The organism is Enterobacter sp. JS8-1 (assembly GCF_049187015.1).
Taxonomy (GTDB): domain Bacteria; phylum Pseudomonadota; class Gammaproteobacteria; order Enterobacterales; family Enterobacteriaceae; genus Enterobacter; species Enterobacter mori.
Genome location: NZ_CP185805.1, coordinates 3,373,375 through 3,388,796, shown reverse-complemented (window position 1 = coordinate 3,388,796; position 15,422 = coordinate 3,373,375). Strand labels below are relative to the sequence as shown.

The window sequence follows — 15,422 nt, the reverse complement described above, 5'->3', positions numbered from 1 at the left end:
AGGGCGCAAACATCAAAAACGGTAACCTCAGGGTTACCGTTTTGCTTTTACCTCGGGGCATTTTCTTTTTCTTCTCTGTGTTTTAGCTCGCATTTTTATGCTTCCCCGATTGGCTGAATGTAAAAAAATGGTTAAGACTGTTATCAGGTCAGACCACTTTATATTTGTGTAAAGTTTTTTACAGGGGAATGTTATGAGTCAGGCATTACCGCTTATCACCCGACAAGGTGATCGCATTGCCATTGTTAGCGGGTTGCGCACGCCGTTTGCGCGTCAGGCAACCGCCTTTCATGGTATACCGGCCGTCGATCTGGGAAAAATGGTCGTAGGCGAGATGCTGGCTCGCAGCGAAATTCCGCCTGAGGTCATCGAACAGCTGGTCTTCGGCCAGGTCGTGCAGATGCCTGAAGCCCCCAACATTGCACGTGAAATTGTTCTCGGCACGGGAATGAATGTGCACACCGATGCCTACAGCGTCAGTCGCGCCTGCGCGACCAGCTTTCAGGCGGTGGCTAACGTGGCCGAAAGCCTGATGGCGGGGACTATTCGCGCGGGTATCGCGGGCGGGGCGGACTCCTCTTCAGTGCTGCCGATTGGGGTCAGCAAAAAACTGGCACGTATCCTCGTGGATGCTAACAAGGCCCGCACTACTGGCCAGAAACTTAAACTCTTCTCGCGTTTACGCCTGCGCGATCTGATGCCTGTTCCGCCCGCGGTGGCTGAATATTCAACCGGTCTGCGCATGGGCGATACCGCTGAGCAGATGGCGAAGACCTACGGCATCACCCGCGAACAGCAGGATGCCCTGGCGCATCGTTCGCACCAGCTCGCTGCGAAGGCCTGGTCGGAAGGCAAACTTGTCGACGAGGTGATGACGGCTTACATCCCGCCTTTCCGCGAACCTCTGGTGGAAGATAACAATATCCGTGGCACTTCGACGCTGGCGGATTACGCAAAACTGCGCCCGGCGTTTGACCGTAAACATGGCACCGTTACGGCGGCCAACAGTACGCCTCTGACGGACGGTGCTGCGGCCGTGATCCTGATGACCGAATCCCGTGCGAAGGAGCTTGGCATCACCCCGCTGGGTTATTTGCGAAGCTATGCGTTTACGGCGATTGATGTCTGGCAGGACATGTTGTTAGGTCCAGCCTGGTCCACGCCGCTGGCGCTGGAGCGCGCGGGGCTGACGCTGGCTGACTTAACCCTGATCGATATGCACGAAGCCTTTGCCGCACAAACCCTGGCAAACATCCAGCTGCTGGCAAGCGAGCGCTTCGCGCGCGATGTACTGGGCCGTGCCCACGCGACCGGCGAAGTGGATCAGAGTAAGTTTAACGTGCTTGGCGGATCCATCGCCTACGGCCATCCGTTTGCGGCAACGGGCGCGCGTATGATTACCCAAACGTTACATGAACTTCGTCGCCGCGGCGGTGGGTTTGGTCTCGTTACCGCCTGCGCGGCAGGCGGTCTTGGCGCAGCAATGGTTCTGGAGGCTGAATAATGGACATGCCATCTGCATTCAATCTGACGGTTCGCCTCGATAACGTGGCCGTTATCACTATTGATGTGCCTGATGAAAAGATGAATACCCTGAAGGCCGAATTTGGCGTTCAGGTGCGTGCGATGCTAAAGCAGCTTCGCGAAAACAAAGCCATTCGCGGTCTGGTGTTTATCTCGGCCAAGCCGGATAACTTTATTGCCGGGGCAGATATCAACATGATTGCCCGCGCGCAAAGCGCTCAGGAAGCCGAAGAGCTGTCGCGTCAGGGGCAGCAGGTGATGGCTGAGATCCACGCCCTGTCGTTCCCGGTGATTGCTGCCATTCACGGCGCTTGTCTGGGCGGCGGTTTAGAGCTGGCGCTGGCCTGCCATAGCCGCATTTGTACCGATGATGCAAAAACGGTGTTAGGCCTGCCGGAAGTGCAGTTAGGCCTGTTACCTGGCTCGGGTGGAACGCAGCGTTTACCGCGTCTGGTGGGGGTGAGTACCGCGCTGGAGATGATCTTAACCGGCAAGCAGCTGCGCGCCCGTCAGGCGCTGAAAGTGGGACTGGTCGATGAAGTGGTTCCCCACTCGATTTTGCTGGAGGCCGCCGTTGAGCTGGCCCTGAAAGGGCGTCAGGCAAAACGTCCTCTTCCTGTGCGTGAGCGCGTGCTGGCAGGGCCACTGGGGCGCGCGCTCCTGTTCAACATGGTAAGCAAAAAGACCGAGCAAAAAACCAAAGGCAACTACCCGGCGGCGAAGCGCATTCTTGAAGTAATTGAAACCGGCTTGTCGCAGGGTAGCAGCAGCGGTTATGCCGCCGAGGCAAAAGCCTTTGGTGAACTGGCGATGACGCCGCAGTCTCAGGCGCTGCGCAGCATCTTCTTTGCCAGCACTGACGTCAAAAAAGATCCGGGAAGCGAAGCTGAGCCTGCGCCGCTGCGCGCCGTTGGCGTGCTGGGGGGCGGGCTGATGGGCGGTGGAATTGCGTTTGTCACTGCCAGTAAAGGCAAATTGCCGGTGCGTATCAAAGACATTAATCCTAAGGGAATCAACCACGCGCTTCAGTACAGCTGGCAGAACCTTGATCAGAAGGTTAAACGCCGCCATATCAAAGCAAGCGAGCGCGATAAAACACTCGCGATGATCACTGGCACCACGGACTACCGCGGTTTTGCACATCGCGATCTGGTGATAGAAGCCGTGTTTGAAGATCTGGCGCTCAAGCAGCAAATGGTGGCAGACGTTGAACAGCATTGCGCCCCGCATACCATCTTTGCTTCAAACACCTCGTCATTGCCGATTGGCCACATCGCGGCGAAAGCCGCACGACCGGAGCAGGTGATTGGTCTGCACTTCTTTAGCCCGGTTGAAAAAATGCCGCTGGTGGAGGTTATTCCACACGCGACCACCAGTCCGCAAACCGTTGCCACGGTGGTCAAGCTCGCGAAAAAGCAGGGCAAAACGCCGATTGTCGTGGCGGATAAAGCAGGCTTCTACGTCAATCGTATTCTGGCTCCCTACATTAATGAAGCAATGCGGTTGCTGACGGAAGGGGAGAAGATTGAGCACGTCGATGAGGCGCTGGTGAAGTTTGGTTTCCCTGTCGGCCCAATCCAACTTTTGGATGAGGTAGGAATAGATACCGGCACTAAAATTATACCTGTACTGGAGGCTGCTTACGGAGACCGTTTTAGCCCCCCTGCAAACATTGTTTCTGCAATTTTGAAGGACGATCGCAAAGGCAGAAAAAATGAACGCGGTTTCTATCTTTACGGGGCAAAAGGGCGTAAAAGCAAGAAACAGGTCGACCCTGCGGTTTATGGGCTTATTTCTGTTACCGGTCAGGGAAAACTGTCGTCAGCGCAGTGTGCTGAGCGTTGTGTGATGATGATGCTCAACGAAGCGGCGCGCTGTTTCGGCGAACAGGTGATCAGAAGCGCACGCGATGGTGACATCGGTGCCGTATTTGGTATTGGTTTCCCGCCGTTCCTTGGCGGCCCGTTCCGGTATATGGACACCCTCGGGGCGGGTGAAGTGGTTGCAATTCTGCAACGTCTGGCTTCGCAATATGGTCCACGGTTTACACCCTGTGACGAATTATTGCAGATGGCGGAACGGGGCCAGACATTTTGGCCTGCAAGGGAAACTGTCCTCGTAAGCTGAGGTCAAAGAAGGGTAAATCCTTCGGTGAAGAGACCTGTTTTGGCGAATTTGTAAACAGAGATTGACTATACTTACGCCATTGAGGTAAAAAACAGCGTTTCATTCACCGAATGGATCAGGCACAATGCCCGGCCATCGGGTTTTCTACCTCCCAGCTTTAATCGCGGGTAGTCAACGCCGGTGATTCTGGTTAACAAAAGCGGTGCAATATGCAAGTTTTTATCATGCGTCACGGCGACGCGGCACTCGATGCCGCCAGTGACTCAGTACGTCCTTTGACAGTCTGTGGCTGCGACGAATCCCGTCAAATGGCTACCTGGCTTAAAGGTCAAAAAGTGGACATTGAACGCGTTCTGGTGAGTCCGTTCCTGCGTGCAGAACAGACGCTGGATGTGGTAGGGGAGTGTATGAACCTGCCTTCCAGTGTGGATGTTCTCCCTGAACTCACGCCGTGTGGCGATGTGGGTCTTGTGAGTGCCTATCTTCAGGCGCTGTGCAATGAAGGTGTCGCTTCCGCACTGGTCATTTCCCACCTGCCGCTGGTCGGCTATCTGGTATCTGAGCTGTGCCCTGGCGAAACGCCGCCGATGTTCACGACCTCCGCCATTGCCAACGTCACCCTGGACGAAACCGGCAAAGGCGTCTTTAACTGGCAAATGAGTCCGTGCAACCTGAAGATGGCAAAAGCGATCTGACGTGACGTGCGATATGGCGGGGCGCAATGTGCTTCCCGCCATCCTGTCAGGGCAACTCTGGCGGCTGCCATTCCTCGACTTCAATCAACACCAGCAATGCGGCATCTCCGCCGTACTCTTTGGGTGCCTGATGAAACGCCATCACGTGTGGATGCTGAGCCAGCCACAGCGGTGTCTGTTTCTTGAGAATATGTTTGCCGTGACCGTGCATCACGCAGGCGCAAAAAACGTGTTCGCGACGACATGCCGCAATCAACGCCCCCAGCTCCTGTTTCGCCTGCATCTGGGTTAACCCGTGCAGATCGAGAAACAGCTCCGGTGAATAGTCCCCACGTCGTAGCTTTTTCAGCTCAAAATGGCTGACGTCTTCACGTACGTACTTCACAGCCCCCTGCGTGTTGAGCAGCGGCTGAAATTCATCTGAAAAATAGTGACTGTTATCGGCCTGCTCCTGGAGCAGTCGCTTGACCGGCACTTCGCTGATTTTTTTGCGCTGAGGACGATGAACGATGGTGTCCTGCGTGATTTTACGCGTCCCGGTCATCAGCTGTCGGAAGAGTGTCTGATCCTCCTCGCTGAGCGATGTTTTCTTTTTCATTTGGCATTCTCATCTCGTATTTCCGATAGTGTACCCGACTAAACGCATTTTTTAACCTCAAGCGGTACGCGTCATTGCTGATTTATCGCCGTCTTCATGGCAAACTAGCCGCCGAAAATTATGCGAGCATGCCCTGGAGGAAAGAGTGGATAAAATTTTTGTCGATGAAGCAGTAAACGAGCTGCATACCATACAGGACATGTTGCGCTGGTCGGTTAGCCGCTTCAGCGCCGCCAACATCTGGTACGGTCACGGTACCGATAACCCGTGGGATGAGGCCGTTCAGCTGGTGCTGCCGTCCCTCTACCTGCCGCTGGATATTCCGGAAGACATGCGTACCGCGCGCCTGACCTCCAGCGAGAAGCACCGCATCGTTGAGCGCGTGATCCGCCGCGTGAACGAGCGTATCCCGGTAGCCTACCTGACCAATAAAGCCTGGTTCTGCGGCCACGAGTTCTATGTTGATGAACGCGTGCTGGTGCCGCGCTCGCCGATTGGTGAGCTGATCAACAACCACTTTGACGGACTGATTAACCATCAGCCGCAGCACATTCTGGATATGTGTACCGGCAGCGGCTGCATTGCGATTGCCTGTGCCTATGCCTTCCCGGAAGCGGAAGTGGACGCGGTCGATATTTCCACCGACGCGCTGGCCGTAACCGAGCACAACATTGAAGAGCACGGCCTGATCCATCACGTAACGCCAATTCGCTCCGATCTGTTCCGCGATCTGCCGACGCTGCAGTACGATCTGATCGTCACCAATCCGCCGTACGTCGATGCAGAAGACATGTCCGATCTGCCAAACGAATATCGCCATGAGCCGGAGCTGGGCCTGGCATCAGGCTCTGACGGCCTGAAGCTGACCCGCCGCATTCTGGCCTGCGCGCCGGATTACCTGACCGACGACGGCGTTCTGATTTGTGAAGTGGGCAACAGCATGGTACATCTGATAGAGCAGTACCCGGATGTGCCGTTCACCTGGCTCGAGTTTGACAACGGCGGTGACGGCGTCTTTATGCTGACCAAAGCGCAGCTGCTCGACGCGCGCGAACACTTCAGCATCTATAAAGATTAATCCAGCGGGCTTCGGCCCGTTTCACAACGCTCAAACACAAACAACAACATCGGAGCCGTGATGGCAGGAAACAGTATTGGACAGGTATTCCGCGTGACCACCTTTGGGGAGTCGCACGGGTTGGCACTCGGTTGTATTGTCGACGGCGTACCGCCGGGCATCGAACTGACCGAAGCAGATTTACAGCACGACCTCGACCGTCGACGTCCGGGCACCTCTCGCTACACCACGCAGCGTCGCGAGCCGGACCAGGTCAAAATTCTTTCCGGCGTCTTTGAAGGGCGCACCACCGGGACCAGCATTGGCCTTCTGATCGAAAATACCGATCAACGCTCCCAGGACTACGGCGCCATCAAAGACGTTTTCCGTCCGGGCCACGCCGACTACACCTACGAACAAAAGTACGGCTTCCGTGACTATCGCGGTGGTGGACGTTCTTCCGCGCGTGAAACCGCGATGCGCGTGGCGGCAGGGGCGATTGCCAAGAAATACCTGCAGCAGAAATTTGGCATCGTTATCCGCGGCTGCCTGACCCAGATGGGCGACATTCCACTGGCGATCAAAGACTGGGAGCAGGTCGAGCAAAACCCATTTTTTTGCGCGGATGCCGACAAGCTAGAGGCGCTCGACGAACTGATGCGCGGCCTTAAAAAAGAGGGCGACTCCATCGGTGCGAAAGTCACCGTGGTGGCTGACGGCGTTCCGGCTGGCTGGGGCGAGCCGGTATTTGACCGTCTCGACGCTGACATCGCCCACGCGCTGATGAGTATCAACGCGGTGAAGGGCGTCGAGATTGGCGACGGTTTTGACGTGGTTCAACTTCGCGGTAGCCAGAACCGCGACGAAATCACGAAAGCGGGCTTCCAGAGCAACCATGCGGGCGGCATTCTGGGCGGTATCAGCAGCGGGCAGCAGATTGTTGCCAACATCGCACTGAAGCCGACTTCCAGCATTACCGTGCCGGGCCACACGATTAACCGCTCTGGTGAAGAAGTTGAGATGATCACCAAAGGACGTCACGATCCGTGCGTGGGGATCCGCGCGGTGCCGATCGCAGAAGCGATGCTGGCGATCGTGTTGATGGATCACTTCCTGCGCCAGCGCGCGCAGAATGCGGATGTGACGACCACCATTCCACGCTGGTAAACATGAAAAAAACCGCAATTGCTCTGCTGGCGCTGCTCGCCAGTGGAGCCTCTCTGGCCGCCACGCCGTGGCAAAAAATCACCCATCCGGTGGCGGGGAGTGCGCAGTCCATCGGGGCCTTCTCTAACGGCTGCATCGTGGGTGCGCAGGAACTTCCGCTTCAGTCGGACACCTATCAGGTGATGCGTACCGATCAGCGCCGCTATTTCGGCCATCCGGATCTGGTGCTGTTTATACAGCGCCTTGGTAATCAGGTGCATAACCTGGGGCTGGGCACGATGCTGATCGGCGATATGGGGATGCCTGCCGGGGGCCGCTTCAACGGCGGTCACGCCAGCCACCAGACCGGACTGGATGTCGATATCTTCTTACAGCTGCCGAAAACGCGCTGGACGTCTTCGCAGCTGCTGAAACCGCAGGCGCTGGATTTGGTCGCGAGCGACGGTAAGCGCGTAGTGCCGTCCCTGTGGACGCAGGATGTCTCCAGCATGATCAAGCTGGCGGCAGAAGATAACGACGTCACGCGGATTTTCGTTAACCCGGCCATCAAGCAACAGCTCTGTCTGGATGCCGGAACGGATCGCGACTGGCTGCGCAAAGTGCGTCCGTGGTTCCAGCACCGTGCACATATGCACGTTCGTCTGCGCTGCCCGGCGAACAGTCTGGAATGTGAAGATCAGCCGCTTCCACCGCCTGGCGATGGCTGTGGTTATGAACTGCAAAGCTGGTTTGAACCGGCGAAGCCTGGAACCTCTAAGCCTGAGAAGAAGACACCGCCTCCGTTGCCGCCTTCCTGCCAGGCGCTACTGGATGAGCATGTACTTTAATGGATAATTTCGTCGATCTGTTTATGGTGTCACCGCTGCTGCTGGCGGTGCTCTTTTTTGTTGCGATGCTCGCCGGGTTTATCGATGCGCTGGCGGGTGGGGGCGGTTTGCTGACGGTTCCGGCGCTGCTGGCAGCGGGCATGAGCCCGGCTCAGGCGCTGGCTACTAACAAGCTGCAGGCCTGCGGTGGGTCGCTCTCGGCGTCACTCTATTTTATCCGCCGCAAGGTGGTGAGCCTGGCCGATCAGAAGCTCAATATTCTGATGACCTTTATTGGCTCGACGTCGGGCGCGCTGCTGGTTCAGCACGTGCAGTCCGATATTTTGCGTCAGATCCTGCCGATTCTGGTTATCTGCATTGGCCTGTACTTTTTGCTGATGCCGAAGCTCGGTGAAGAGGACCGCCAGCGTCGCCTGCACGGCCTGCCGTTCGCGCTGGTTGCCGGGGGCTGTGTGGGTTTTTATGACGGTTTCTTCGGCCCGGGCGCAGGCTCGTTTTACGCGCTGGCGTTCGTGACGCTGGCCGGGTTCAACCTCGCCAAATCCACTGCCCATGCCAAAGTGCTCAACGCGACCTCAAATGTCGGCGGCCTGCTGCTGTTTATCATTGGCGGCAAGGTTATCTGGGCAACCGGCTTTGTAATGATGGTGGGCCAATTTTTAGGCGCGCGCGTGGGCTCGCGTCTGGTATTGAGCAAGGGGCAAAAGCTGATCCGTCCGATGATTGTTGTGGTCTCTGCGGTGATGAGTGCCAAACTTCTTTATGACAGCCATGGACAGGAGATCCTCACCTGGTTGGGGATGCACTAATGAACAGTACGCATAAATACGAGCAGCTGATTGAGATTTTCGACGGCTGTTTTGCTGACGATTTTAATACCCGTCTGATTAAAGGCGACGACGAACCGATCTATCTTCCTGCTGATGCAGAGGTTCCGTATAACCGCATCGTGTTCGCACACGGATTTTACGCCAGCGGTTTGCACGAGATTTCGCACTGGTGCATCGCGGGGAAAGCACGTCGCGAGCTGGTGGACTTCGGTTACTGGTATTGCCCGGACGGGCGTGACGCCGCAACTCAGGGCCAGTTTGAAGATGTTGAAGTCAAACCCCAGGCGCTGGAGTGGCTGTTCTGCGTGGCGGCGGGCTTCCCGTTCAACGTGAGCTGCGACAACCTGGAAGGCGACTTCGAGCCGGATCGTATCGTCTTCCAGCGCCGCGTTCACAAGCAGGTGATGGAATATCTTGAGAAGGGCATCCCGGAACGTCCGGCGCGCCTGATCGAGGCTTTACAGAATTATTACCACACGCCGGAGATCACGGCGGAATGCTTCCCTTGGCCGGAAGATCTTTAACAGAGGAAAGAAGATGATCGCAGAATTTGAATCACGCATTCTGGCGTTAATTGATGACATGGTGGAACACGCCAGTGATGATGAGCTGTTCGCCAGCGGTTATCTGCGTGGTCACCTGACGCTTGCCGTAGCCGAGCTGGAGGCTGGTGACGATCACTCTGCCGACGCAGTTCACGAAGAAGTGACTCGCAGCCTTGAAAAAGCCATTCAGGCCGGGGAGCTCTCTCCGCGCGACCAGTCTCTGGTGCTGGGCATGTGGGACAATTTGTTCCAGCAGGCGAAAGCGAAGTAAGTGGTTCACCACCCTCTCCCTGTGGGAGAGGGTCGGGGTGAGGGCACCAGACCGCACCCTACTTAACCTTCTTCCCCTTCAGCAGTTTCCGTACCCACAGTCGATTTGGGTTGAGTCCCGCAAGCGTAATTCTGTCCAGCGGAATCGGCTCATTGCTCATCTGCGCGGCTAACACCTCTGCCAGCAGCGGCGCAGAGCACAATCCCCTTGAGCCCAGCCCGCCGAGCATAAACAGCTCCGGATACACCGGTGCGCTTACCGCCGTGTCCCGGTTATCAGCCAGATCCTGATAGGCCGCAAGCGTTGCCTCATAGTCCGGCACGCTCCCCGCCATCGGCAGATGGTCACGCGTGGCGCAGCGTACGCCGCAGCGGGCTTCACCTTCGCTGACGTCAACCTCTTTCGCCCACGCCGCATCCGGGAAACAATCAATCAGACGCTGGCGGTTCTGCTGCTGGTCCGCGTCGCTGCAGCGCATTTCCGTTTTGCCACGATGATAGCTCGCCCCGATGCAGTGATGGCCGTTAGACGGATTTTGCGGCGTCAGATAGCCGTCATAGCACAGCACCTGACGCAACTTGCTCAGTTCGGGCGCGGTTGGGATATGGCTTACCTGGCCGCCGACCGGATAAACCGGCAATGTTTCTGTCTGAATAAACTGGCTGATGTTATGTCCGTTTGCCAGCACTACGCTTGCGTGCTGCGCCGCTTTGCCATCAGCAAAACGCAGATTCCAGCGTTCTGTCCGGCTAAGCGATTCAACCTTGTGGGCATAGTGCACCGTCAGCCCGCGAGACTGGGCCAGGGTCATCGCCGCCGCCGTCAGGTCGGCCGGGCACAGCCAGCCGCCGAGCGGATACTGTATACCGTCACAGCTCGTGTCGACGCCCGTGGTTTCAGCAACTTGCTGCGCAGTGACCGCACGGGCGATCGCCTCCGGCAGACCCAGCGACAGCATTTGCGCGATTTTTTGCTGGCTCTTCTCATCCCAGCCGAGCTGCGTCACGCCGCACCAGTCGTGGTCAAAATCAACAGGCAGAAGATCGTACAGACGACGAGCAAACGTAAATGCCGCCGGGAAAAACTGGAACAGCGCCGGGTCGTGCGCGCTCAGCAGAGGATAAAGCGCGCCCTGACGGTTGCCTGAGGCACCCGTCGCCGGTGCCTCATCGGCGCAGTAGAGCGTGACCTGCCAGCCACGGTGGAGAAGCGCGAGCGAGAGCAGGGCGCTGGCAATGCCGCCGCCAATGAGTGCTACCTCGCGTGTTGTACTGGCGCGACGGGAAAACCACGGTGCCTGAGCGGGGACATTCAACGTCTGTTCCATCGTCCCGACCAGCATGTCGCGCTTGCGGCCAAACCCCTTGGTTTTACGCATGGTAAAGCCCGCTTCCTGCAGCCCGCGGCGGACAAAACCTGCCGAGGTGAAGGTAGCGAGCGTTGCGCCCGGGCGGGCCAGACGCGCCATTGCGCAAAACAGATGCTGACTCCACATATCCGGGTTTTTGGCAGGGGCAAAACCGTCCAGGAACCAGGCATCCACTTTCTGATTCATCGAATCATCGAGCCGATCGGTAAGTTCGTTAATGTCGCCCAGCCATAAATCCAGGGTAACGCGTCCGCCGTCCAGAATCAGACGATGGCAGCCACCCACGGCCGGTGGCCATTGCGCCTGAAGCTGCTCTGCCCAGGTTGCCAGCTCCGGCCAGTGCTGATGTGCGAGCTGTAAATCGTGCAAAGTGAGCGGGAATTTTTCAAAACTGACGAAATGTAATCTTTGGAGCGTAGCCTCTGGATGTGCAGCGTGAAACCGATCAAACGCCTGCCAGAGGGTCAGAAAATTGAGGCCGGTACCGAATCCGCTTTCCGCCACCACGAACAGGCTGCGCGGATGCGCGGGGAATCGGTCGCCGAGCTGGTTTCCATCGAGAAAAACATAACGTGTCTCTTCAAGTCCGTTATCATTAGAAAAATAGACGTCATCAAAATCTCGGGAAACAGGTGTACCCTCAGCGTTGAATTCGAGGTTGGCGGGTTGTATAGCGTTTTGTTTCACGTAAGTTACTCGTCCGACAGGCAGTGGCACGATCTTAACGATGTGAGCCCATCGGTGCAAATTTCCTCAGAAATTGTCTGATCGGACTTGTTCGGCGTACAAGTGTACGCTATTGTGCGACTCGAAACTTACTATAGTGCGACTTACAGAGGTATTGAATGAAACGTGCAGTGATTACTGGCCTGGGCATCGTTTCCAGCATCGGTAATAACCAGCAGGAAGTCCTGGCATCTCTGCGTGAAGGACGCTCCGGGATCACTTTCTCTGAAGAGTTTAAAGATTCGGGAATGCGTAGCCACGTATGGGGTAACGTCAAACTGGACACCACCGGTTTGATCGACCGTAAAGTGGTTCGTTTCATGAACGATGCCTCTATTTACGCCTATCTTTCCATGCAGGAAGCGATCGCTGACGCTGGCCTGAGCGAAGACGTTTATCAGAACAACCCGCGCGTGGGTCTGATTGCCGGTTCCGGCGGTTCGTCTAAAGCGCAGGTATTCGGTGCGGACGCCATGCGTAGCCCGCGCGGCCTGAAAGCGGTAGGTCCATACGTTGTGACCAAAGCCATGGGTTCAGCTGTTTCTGCCTGCCTGGCGACACCGTTCAAAATTCACGGTGTGAACTACTCCATCAGCTCCGCCTGTGCGACTTCCGCGCACTGTATCGGTAACGCGGTTGAGCAAATCCAGCTGGGCAAACAGGACATCGTGTTTGCTGGCGGCGGCGAAGAGCTGGGCTGGGAAATGGCCTGTGAGTTCGACGCAATGGGCGCACTGTCCACCAAATACAACGAGACGCCAGATAAAGCGTCCCGTACCTATGACGCACACCGCGACGGTTTCGTTATCGCGGGCGGCGGCGGTATGGTTGTGGTTGAAGAGCTGGAACACGCTCTGGCTCGCGGCGCTCACATCTACGCTGAGATCGTGGGTTACGGCGCAACGTCCGACGGTGCTGACATGGTTGCTCCATCCGGCGAAGGCGCAGTGCGCTGCATGAAGATGGCGATGCACGGCGTTGATACCCCAATCGACTACCTGAACTCCCACGGTACCTCTACTCCAGTAGGCGACGTGAAAGAACTGGGTGCGATCCGCGAAGTCTTCGCGGATAAGAGCCCGGCGATCTCTGCAACCAAAGCCATGACCGGTCACTCTCTGGGTGCGGCTGGCGTGCAGGAAGCGATCTACTCTCTGCTGATGCTCGAGCACGGCTTTATCGCGCCAAGCATCAACGTGGAAGAGCTGGATGAGCAGGCTGCTGGTCTGAACATCGTAACCAAACCAATGGATGCGACGCTGACGACCGTTATGTCTAACAGCTTCGGTTTCGGCGGCACCAACGCCACGCTGGTAATGCGTAAGCTGAAAGCATAAGCGTTTGAATGTATAGTAGAAGGGAGCCTGATGGCTCCCTTTTTTTATGCCTGAATTCGGAGTTATGCATGACGGCCGCTACATCAGATATAAACGCCACGTCCGGGAACACCTCGCTGTTCCGTATCGCTTTTGCGGTATTTCTTACCTACATGACCGTCGGCCTGCCGCTGCCGGTGATCCCGCTGTTTGTTCACCAGGAGTTGGGCTATGGCAATACCCTGGTTGGCATCGCCGTGGGTATTCAGTTTTTAGCGACGGTGTTAACGCGTGGCTACGCCGGACGCCTGGCGGATCAGCACGGTGCAAAACGGTCAGCTTTGCAGGGCATGTTTGCCTGCGGTCTGGCGGGCGGCGCATGGCTGCTGGCCGCGCTCCTGCCGGTAGACGCCGTGTATAAATTTGCGCTGCTGGTGGTGGGGCGTTTAATCCTGGGATTCGGTGAAAGTCAGCTGCTGACCGGGACCCTGACCTGGGGGATGGGATTGGTTGGCCCTGCGCGTTCGGGCAAGGTCATGTCCTGGAACGGGATGGCCATCTACGGTGCCCTGGCAGCAGGTGCTCCGCTGGGTCTGCTGATCCACAGCCACTTTGGTTTTGCGGCACTGGCGGGTACCACCATGGTGTTGCCGCTGCTGGCGTGGGCATTTAATGGTTCGGTGCGAAAAGTCCCGGCCCATAAAGGCGAACGCCCATCCCTGTGGAGCGTGGTCGGTCAAATCTGGCAACCGGGTCTCGGCCTGGCGCTACAGGGCGTTGGCTTCGCGGTGATTGGTACCTTCGTCTCCCTGTACTTTATGAGCCGTGGCTGGGCAATGGCGGGCTTTACGCTCACCGCGTTTGGCGGCGCGTTCGTACTGATGCGCGTGCTTTTTGGCTGGATGCCAGATCGCTTAGGCGGCGTGAAGGTGGCGGTGGCCTCGCTGGTCATTGAGACCATTGGTCTGCTGCTGCTCTGGCAGGCGCCCAATGCCTACGTTGCGCTGCTGGGGGCGGCGCTGACCGGTTGCGGTTGCTCGCTGATCTTCCCGGCGCTGGGCGTTGAGGTGGTGAAACGCGTGGCCCCGCAGGTTCGCGGCACGGCGCTCGGTGGGTATGCCGCGTTTCAGGATATCTCCTACGGGGTTACTGCGCCGCTGGCGGGGCTGGTGGCGACATCCTTTGGCTATCCGTCCGTATTTCTTGCCGGGGCCGTTTCAGCGGTGGTGGGGATCGTGGTGACGCTGGTGGCGTTTCGCAGGACTTGAGCTGTTGTTGCCGGGTAGCGGCTCTGCCTTACCCGGCCTACGGTTCGAGCCGTTGTAGGCCCGGTAAGCGGAGCGCCACCGGGCAAAAAGGTCAGGCAACCAGCCAGAAAATCGCCAGCACAATCAGCAACGCAATGAACATCAGCCCCGGACGGGCGGACAGCGTTTTGAAGGTTTCCACGACGGGCGCAAACAGCGGGCTGTAAATTGGCTGAATGTTCCGTGCTTCAGGAATGCCGCCTTCGCGCTCGGCGCGACGAATAAAGATCTGATTCAATATATCCTGCACCTGCGCGGTGGTCAGCACTGTTTGCGGCGTGGCCTGCCAGGTCTGCTGGGTATAATCCCGCACCGCCTCAAACTCGTGCGGTTCGAGCGGCTGCTTAAGTGCTGCCTGAACCGTGTGCAGGGTCGGGGTAGTTTGCGTGCTGAGCGTCTGGCGCGCCTGCAGCCAGGTGACCAGATGCGTAAACTGTCTGGCCGGGATCAACTCGCCGCTTTTCACGTCGGACAGCTCCAGCATGGATTGCCAGATGAGCTTTGTCGACTCGCCGGTGGCGGCGGCCAGTTTGGTCACCATCTGATTAAGCGTGTTGTGCTCAGCAGGCAGCAGCGGGCGTTCGGTCGCCGGGCGCAGCTGAGGCTGCGGAATCGACAGCTGATTGGTTTGCAGCAGCGTCAGCACCGTTTTGAGCTGATCGGGCGTGAGCTGGCTCAGGGCAGTCTGGCCATACTGTTGGCGAATAAAATCACTGACCGCCTGGCGATTGTTCCCCTGGCCCAGGAGCTCGGTCAACTGCGACACAATCTGTCGAGTGGTGTGATTTTGTTGCGCGGCGTTGATTCGCTGGTTCAGGTTCTGCTCGGCGGCAGGGAAATGGCGCGACTGCAGCGGTACGTCGTTCTTCACGCCCAGGTCATGCTTCACCCCGGCCCAGACTTCCGCGTTTTGTTGCGACGTCAGCGCAATCAGGCGCGTGATCAGTCGCTCCAGCACGGTGCGCTGTTGCGTGGAGAGCGGCTGTTCGCCTGCGACACTCGGCGGCGTTAAGGGGCCTTCACCCGGAGGGCGCGGCGGCGTACCTGAAATAGGCTGCATCGT

The 15,422-nt window shown here is 57.5% G+C and carries 14 protein-coding genes; 11 read left to right on the top strand and 3 right to left on the bottom strand.

Annotated features, from left to right (window positions below; genetic code table 11):
- Positions 1-193 precede the first annotated feature (193 nt).
- From fadI to sixA, 3 genes are all read left to right on the top strand, one after another.
- Positions 194-1,504, top strand: coding sequence for an acetyl-CoA C-acyltransferase FadI (gene fadI, locus ACOQH0_RS16055; RefSeq protein WP_218307729.1), 1,311 nt, complete (start codon positions 194-196; stop codon positions 1,502-1,504).
- Complete coding sequence (gene fadJ, locus ACOQH0_RS16050; protein WP_421510802.1) at positions 1,504-3,651, top strand: fatty acid oxidation complex subunit alpha FadJ; 2,148 nt, start codon at positions 1,504-1,506, stop codon at positions 3,649-3,651. The genes fadI and fadJ overlap by 1 nt, the downstream gene beginning before the upstream one ends.
- Before the next feature lie 209 nt (positions 3,652-3,860).
- Positions 3,861-4,346 (top strand): phosphohistidine phosphatase SixA, encoded by a 486-nt coding sequence (sixA, locus tag ACOQH0_RS16045; RefSeq protein ID WP_003861375.1) that lies wholly within the window; start codon positions 3,861-3,863, stop codon positions 4,344-4,346.
- Positions 4,347-4,392: 46 nt separating this feature from the next.
- On the opposite strand, the gene smrB is transcribed toward sixA, so the two are convergent.
- Entirely contained in the window at positions 4,393-4,944 is a 552-nt protein-coding gene (smrB, locus tag ACOQH0_RS16040; RefSeq protein ID WP_421510801.1) for an endonuclease SmrB, read from the bottom strand.
- Between the two features lie 145 nt (positions 4,945-5,089).
- Here smrB and prmB point away from each other — a divergent pair, with 145 nt between their 5' ends.
- Genes prmB through ACOQH0_RS16010 form a run of 6 tightly spaced genes read left to right on the top strand, consistent with a single transcriptional unit; the run spans position 5,090 to position 9,641 of the window.
- Positions 5,090-6,022, top strand: a complete 933-nt coding sequence (gene prmB / locus ACOQH0_RS16035) for a 50S ribosomal protein L3 N(5)-glutamine methyltransferase (RefSeq protein ID WP_010433217.1) — start codon at positions 5,090-5,092, stop codon at positions 6,020-6,022.
- 60 nt (positions 6,023-6,082) lie between these two features.
- Entirely contained in the window at positions 6,083-7,168 is a 1,086-nt protein-coding gene (gene aroC / locus ACOQH0_RS16030) for a chorismate synthase (protein WP_421510800.1), read from the top strand.
- Between the two features lie 2 nt (positions 7,169-7,170).
- The gene (gene mepA, locus ACOQH0_RS16025; RefSeq protein ID WP_010433221.1) at positions 7,171-7,995 is read left to right on the top strand and encodes a penicillin-insensitive murein endopeptidase; all 825 of its coding nucleotides are present in this window, start codon (positions 7,171-7,173) and stop codon (positions 7,993-7,995) included.
- Positions 7,995-8,804 (top strand): sulfite exporter TauE/SafE family protein, encoded by an 810-nt coding sequence (locus tag ACOQH0_RS16020; protein ID WP_089597892.1) that lies wholly within the window; start codon positions 7,995-7,997, stop codon positions 8,802-8,804. Before mepA ends, ACOQH0_RS16020 begins: the two co-directional genes overlap by 1 nt.
- Entirely contained in the window at positions 8,804-9,349 is a 546-nt protein-coding gene (locus ACOQH0_RS16015; RefSeq protein ID WP_238458825.1) for an elongation factor P hydroxylase, read from the top strand. Before ACOQH0_RS16020 ends, ACOQH0_RS16015 begins: the two co-directional genes overlap by 1 nt.
- A gap of 13 nt (positions 9,350-9,362) precedes the next feature.
- Complete coding sequence (locus ACOQH0_RS16010) at positions 9,363-9,641, top strand: YfcL family protein (RefSeq protein ID WP_048029667.1); 279 nt, start codon at positions 9,363-9,365, stop codon at positions 9,639-9,641.
- Between the two features lie 58 nt (positions 9,642-9,699).
- Here ACOQH0_RS16010 and mnmC read toward each other — a convergent pair whose 3' ends face one another.
- A complete protein-coding gene (gene mnmC / locus ACOQH0_RS16005) occupies positions 9,700-11,697 on the bottom strand; it encodes a bifunctional tRNA (5-methylaminomethyl-2-thiouridine)(34)-methyltransferase MnmD/FAD-dependent 5-carboxymethylaminomethyl-2-thiouridine(34) oxidoreductase MnmC (protein WP_421510799.1) in 1,998 nt (665 codons plus the stop codon).
- 158 nt (positions 11,698-11,855) lie between these two features.
- Here mnmC and fabB point away from each other — a divergent pair, with 158 nt between their 5' ends.
- On the top strand, positions 11,856-13,073 hold the full coding sequence (fabB, locus tag ACOQH0_RS16000; protein WP_089597894.1) for a beta-ketoacyl-ACP synthase I: 1,218 nt from the start codon (positions 11,856-11,858) through the stop codon (positions 13,071-13,073).
- A gap of 68 nt (positions 13,074-13,141) precedes the next feature.
- Complete coding sequence (locus ACOQH0_RS15995; protein ID WP_421510798.1) at positions 13,142-14,320, top strand: MFS transporter; 1,179 nt, start codon at positions 13,142-13,144, stop codon at positions 14,318-14,320.
- A gap of 91 nt (positions 14,321-14,411) precedes the next feature.
- Here the strand turns inward: ACOQH0_RS15995 and flk are convergent, their stop codons facing one another.
- On the bottom strand, positions 14,412-15,419 hold the full coding sequence (gene flk / locus ACOQH0_RS15990; protein ID WP_421510797.1) for a flagella biosynthesis regulator Flk: 1,008 nt from the start codon (positions 15,417-15,419) through the stop codon (positions 14,412-14,414).
- Positions 15,420-15,422: the final 3 nt, after the last annotated feature.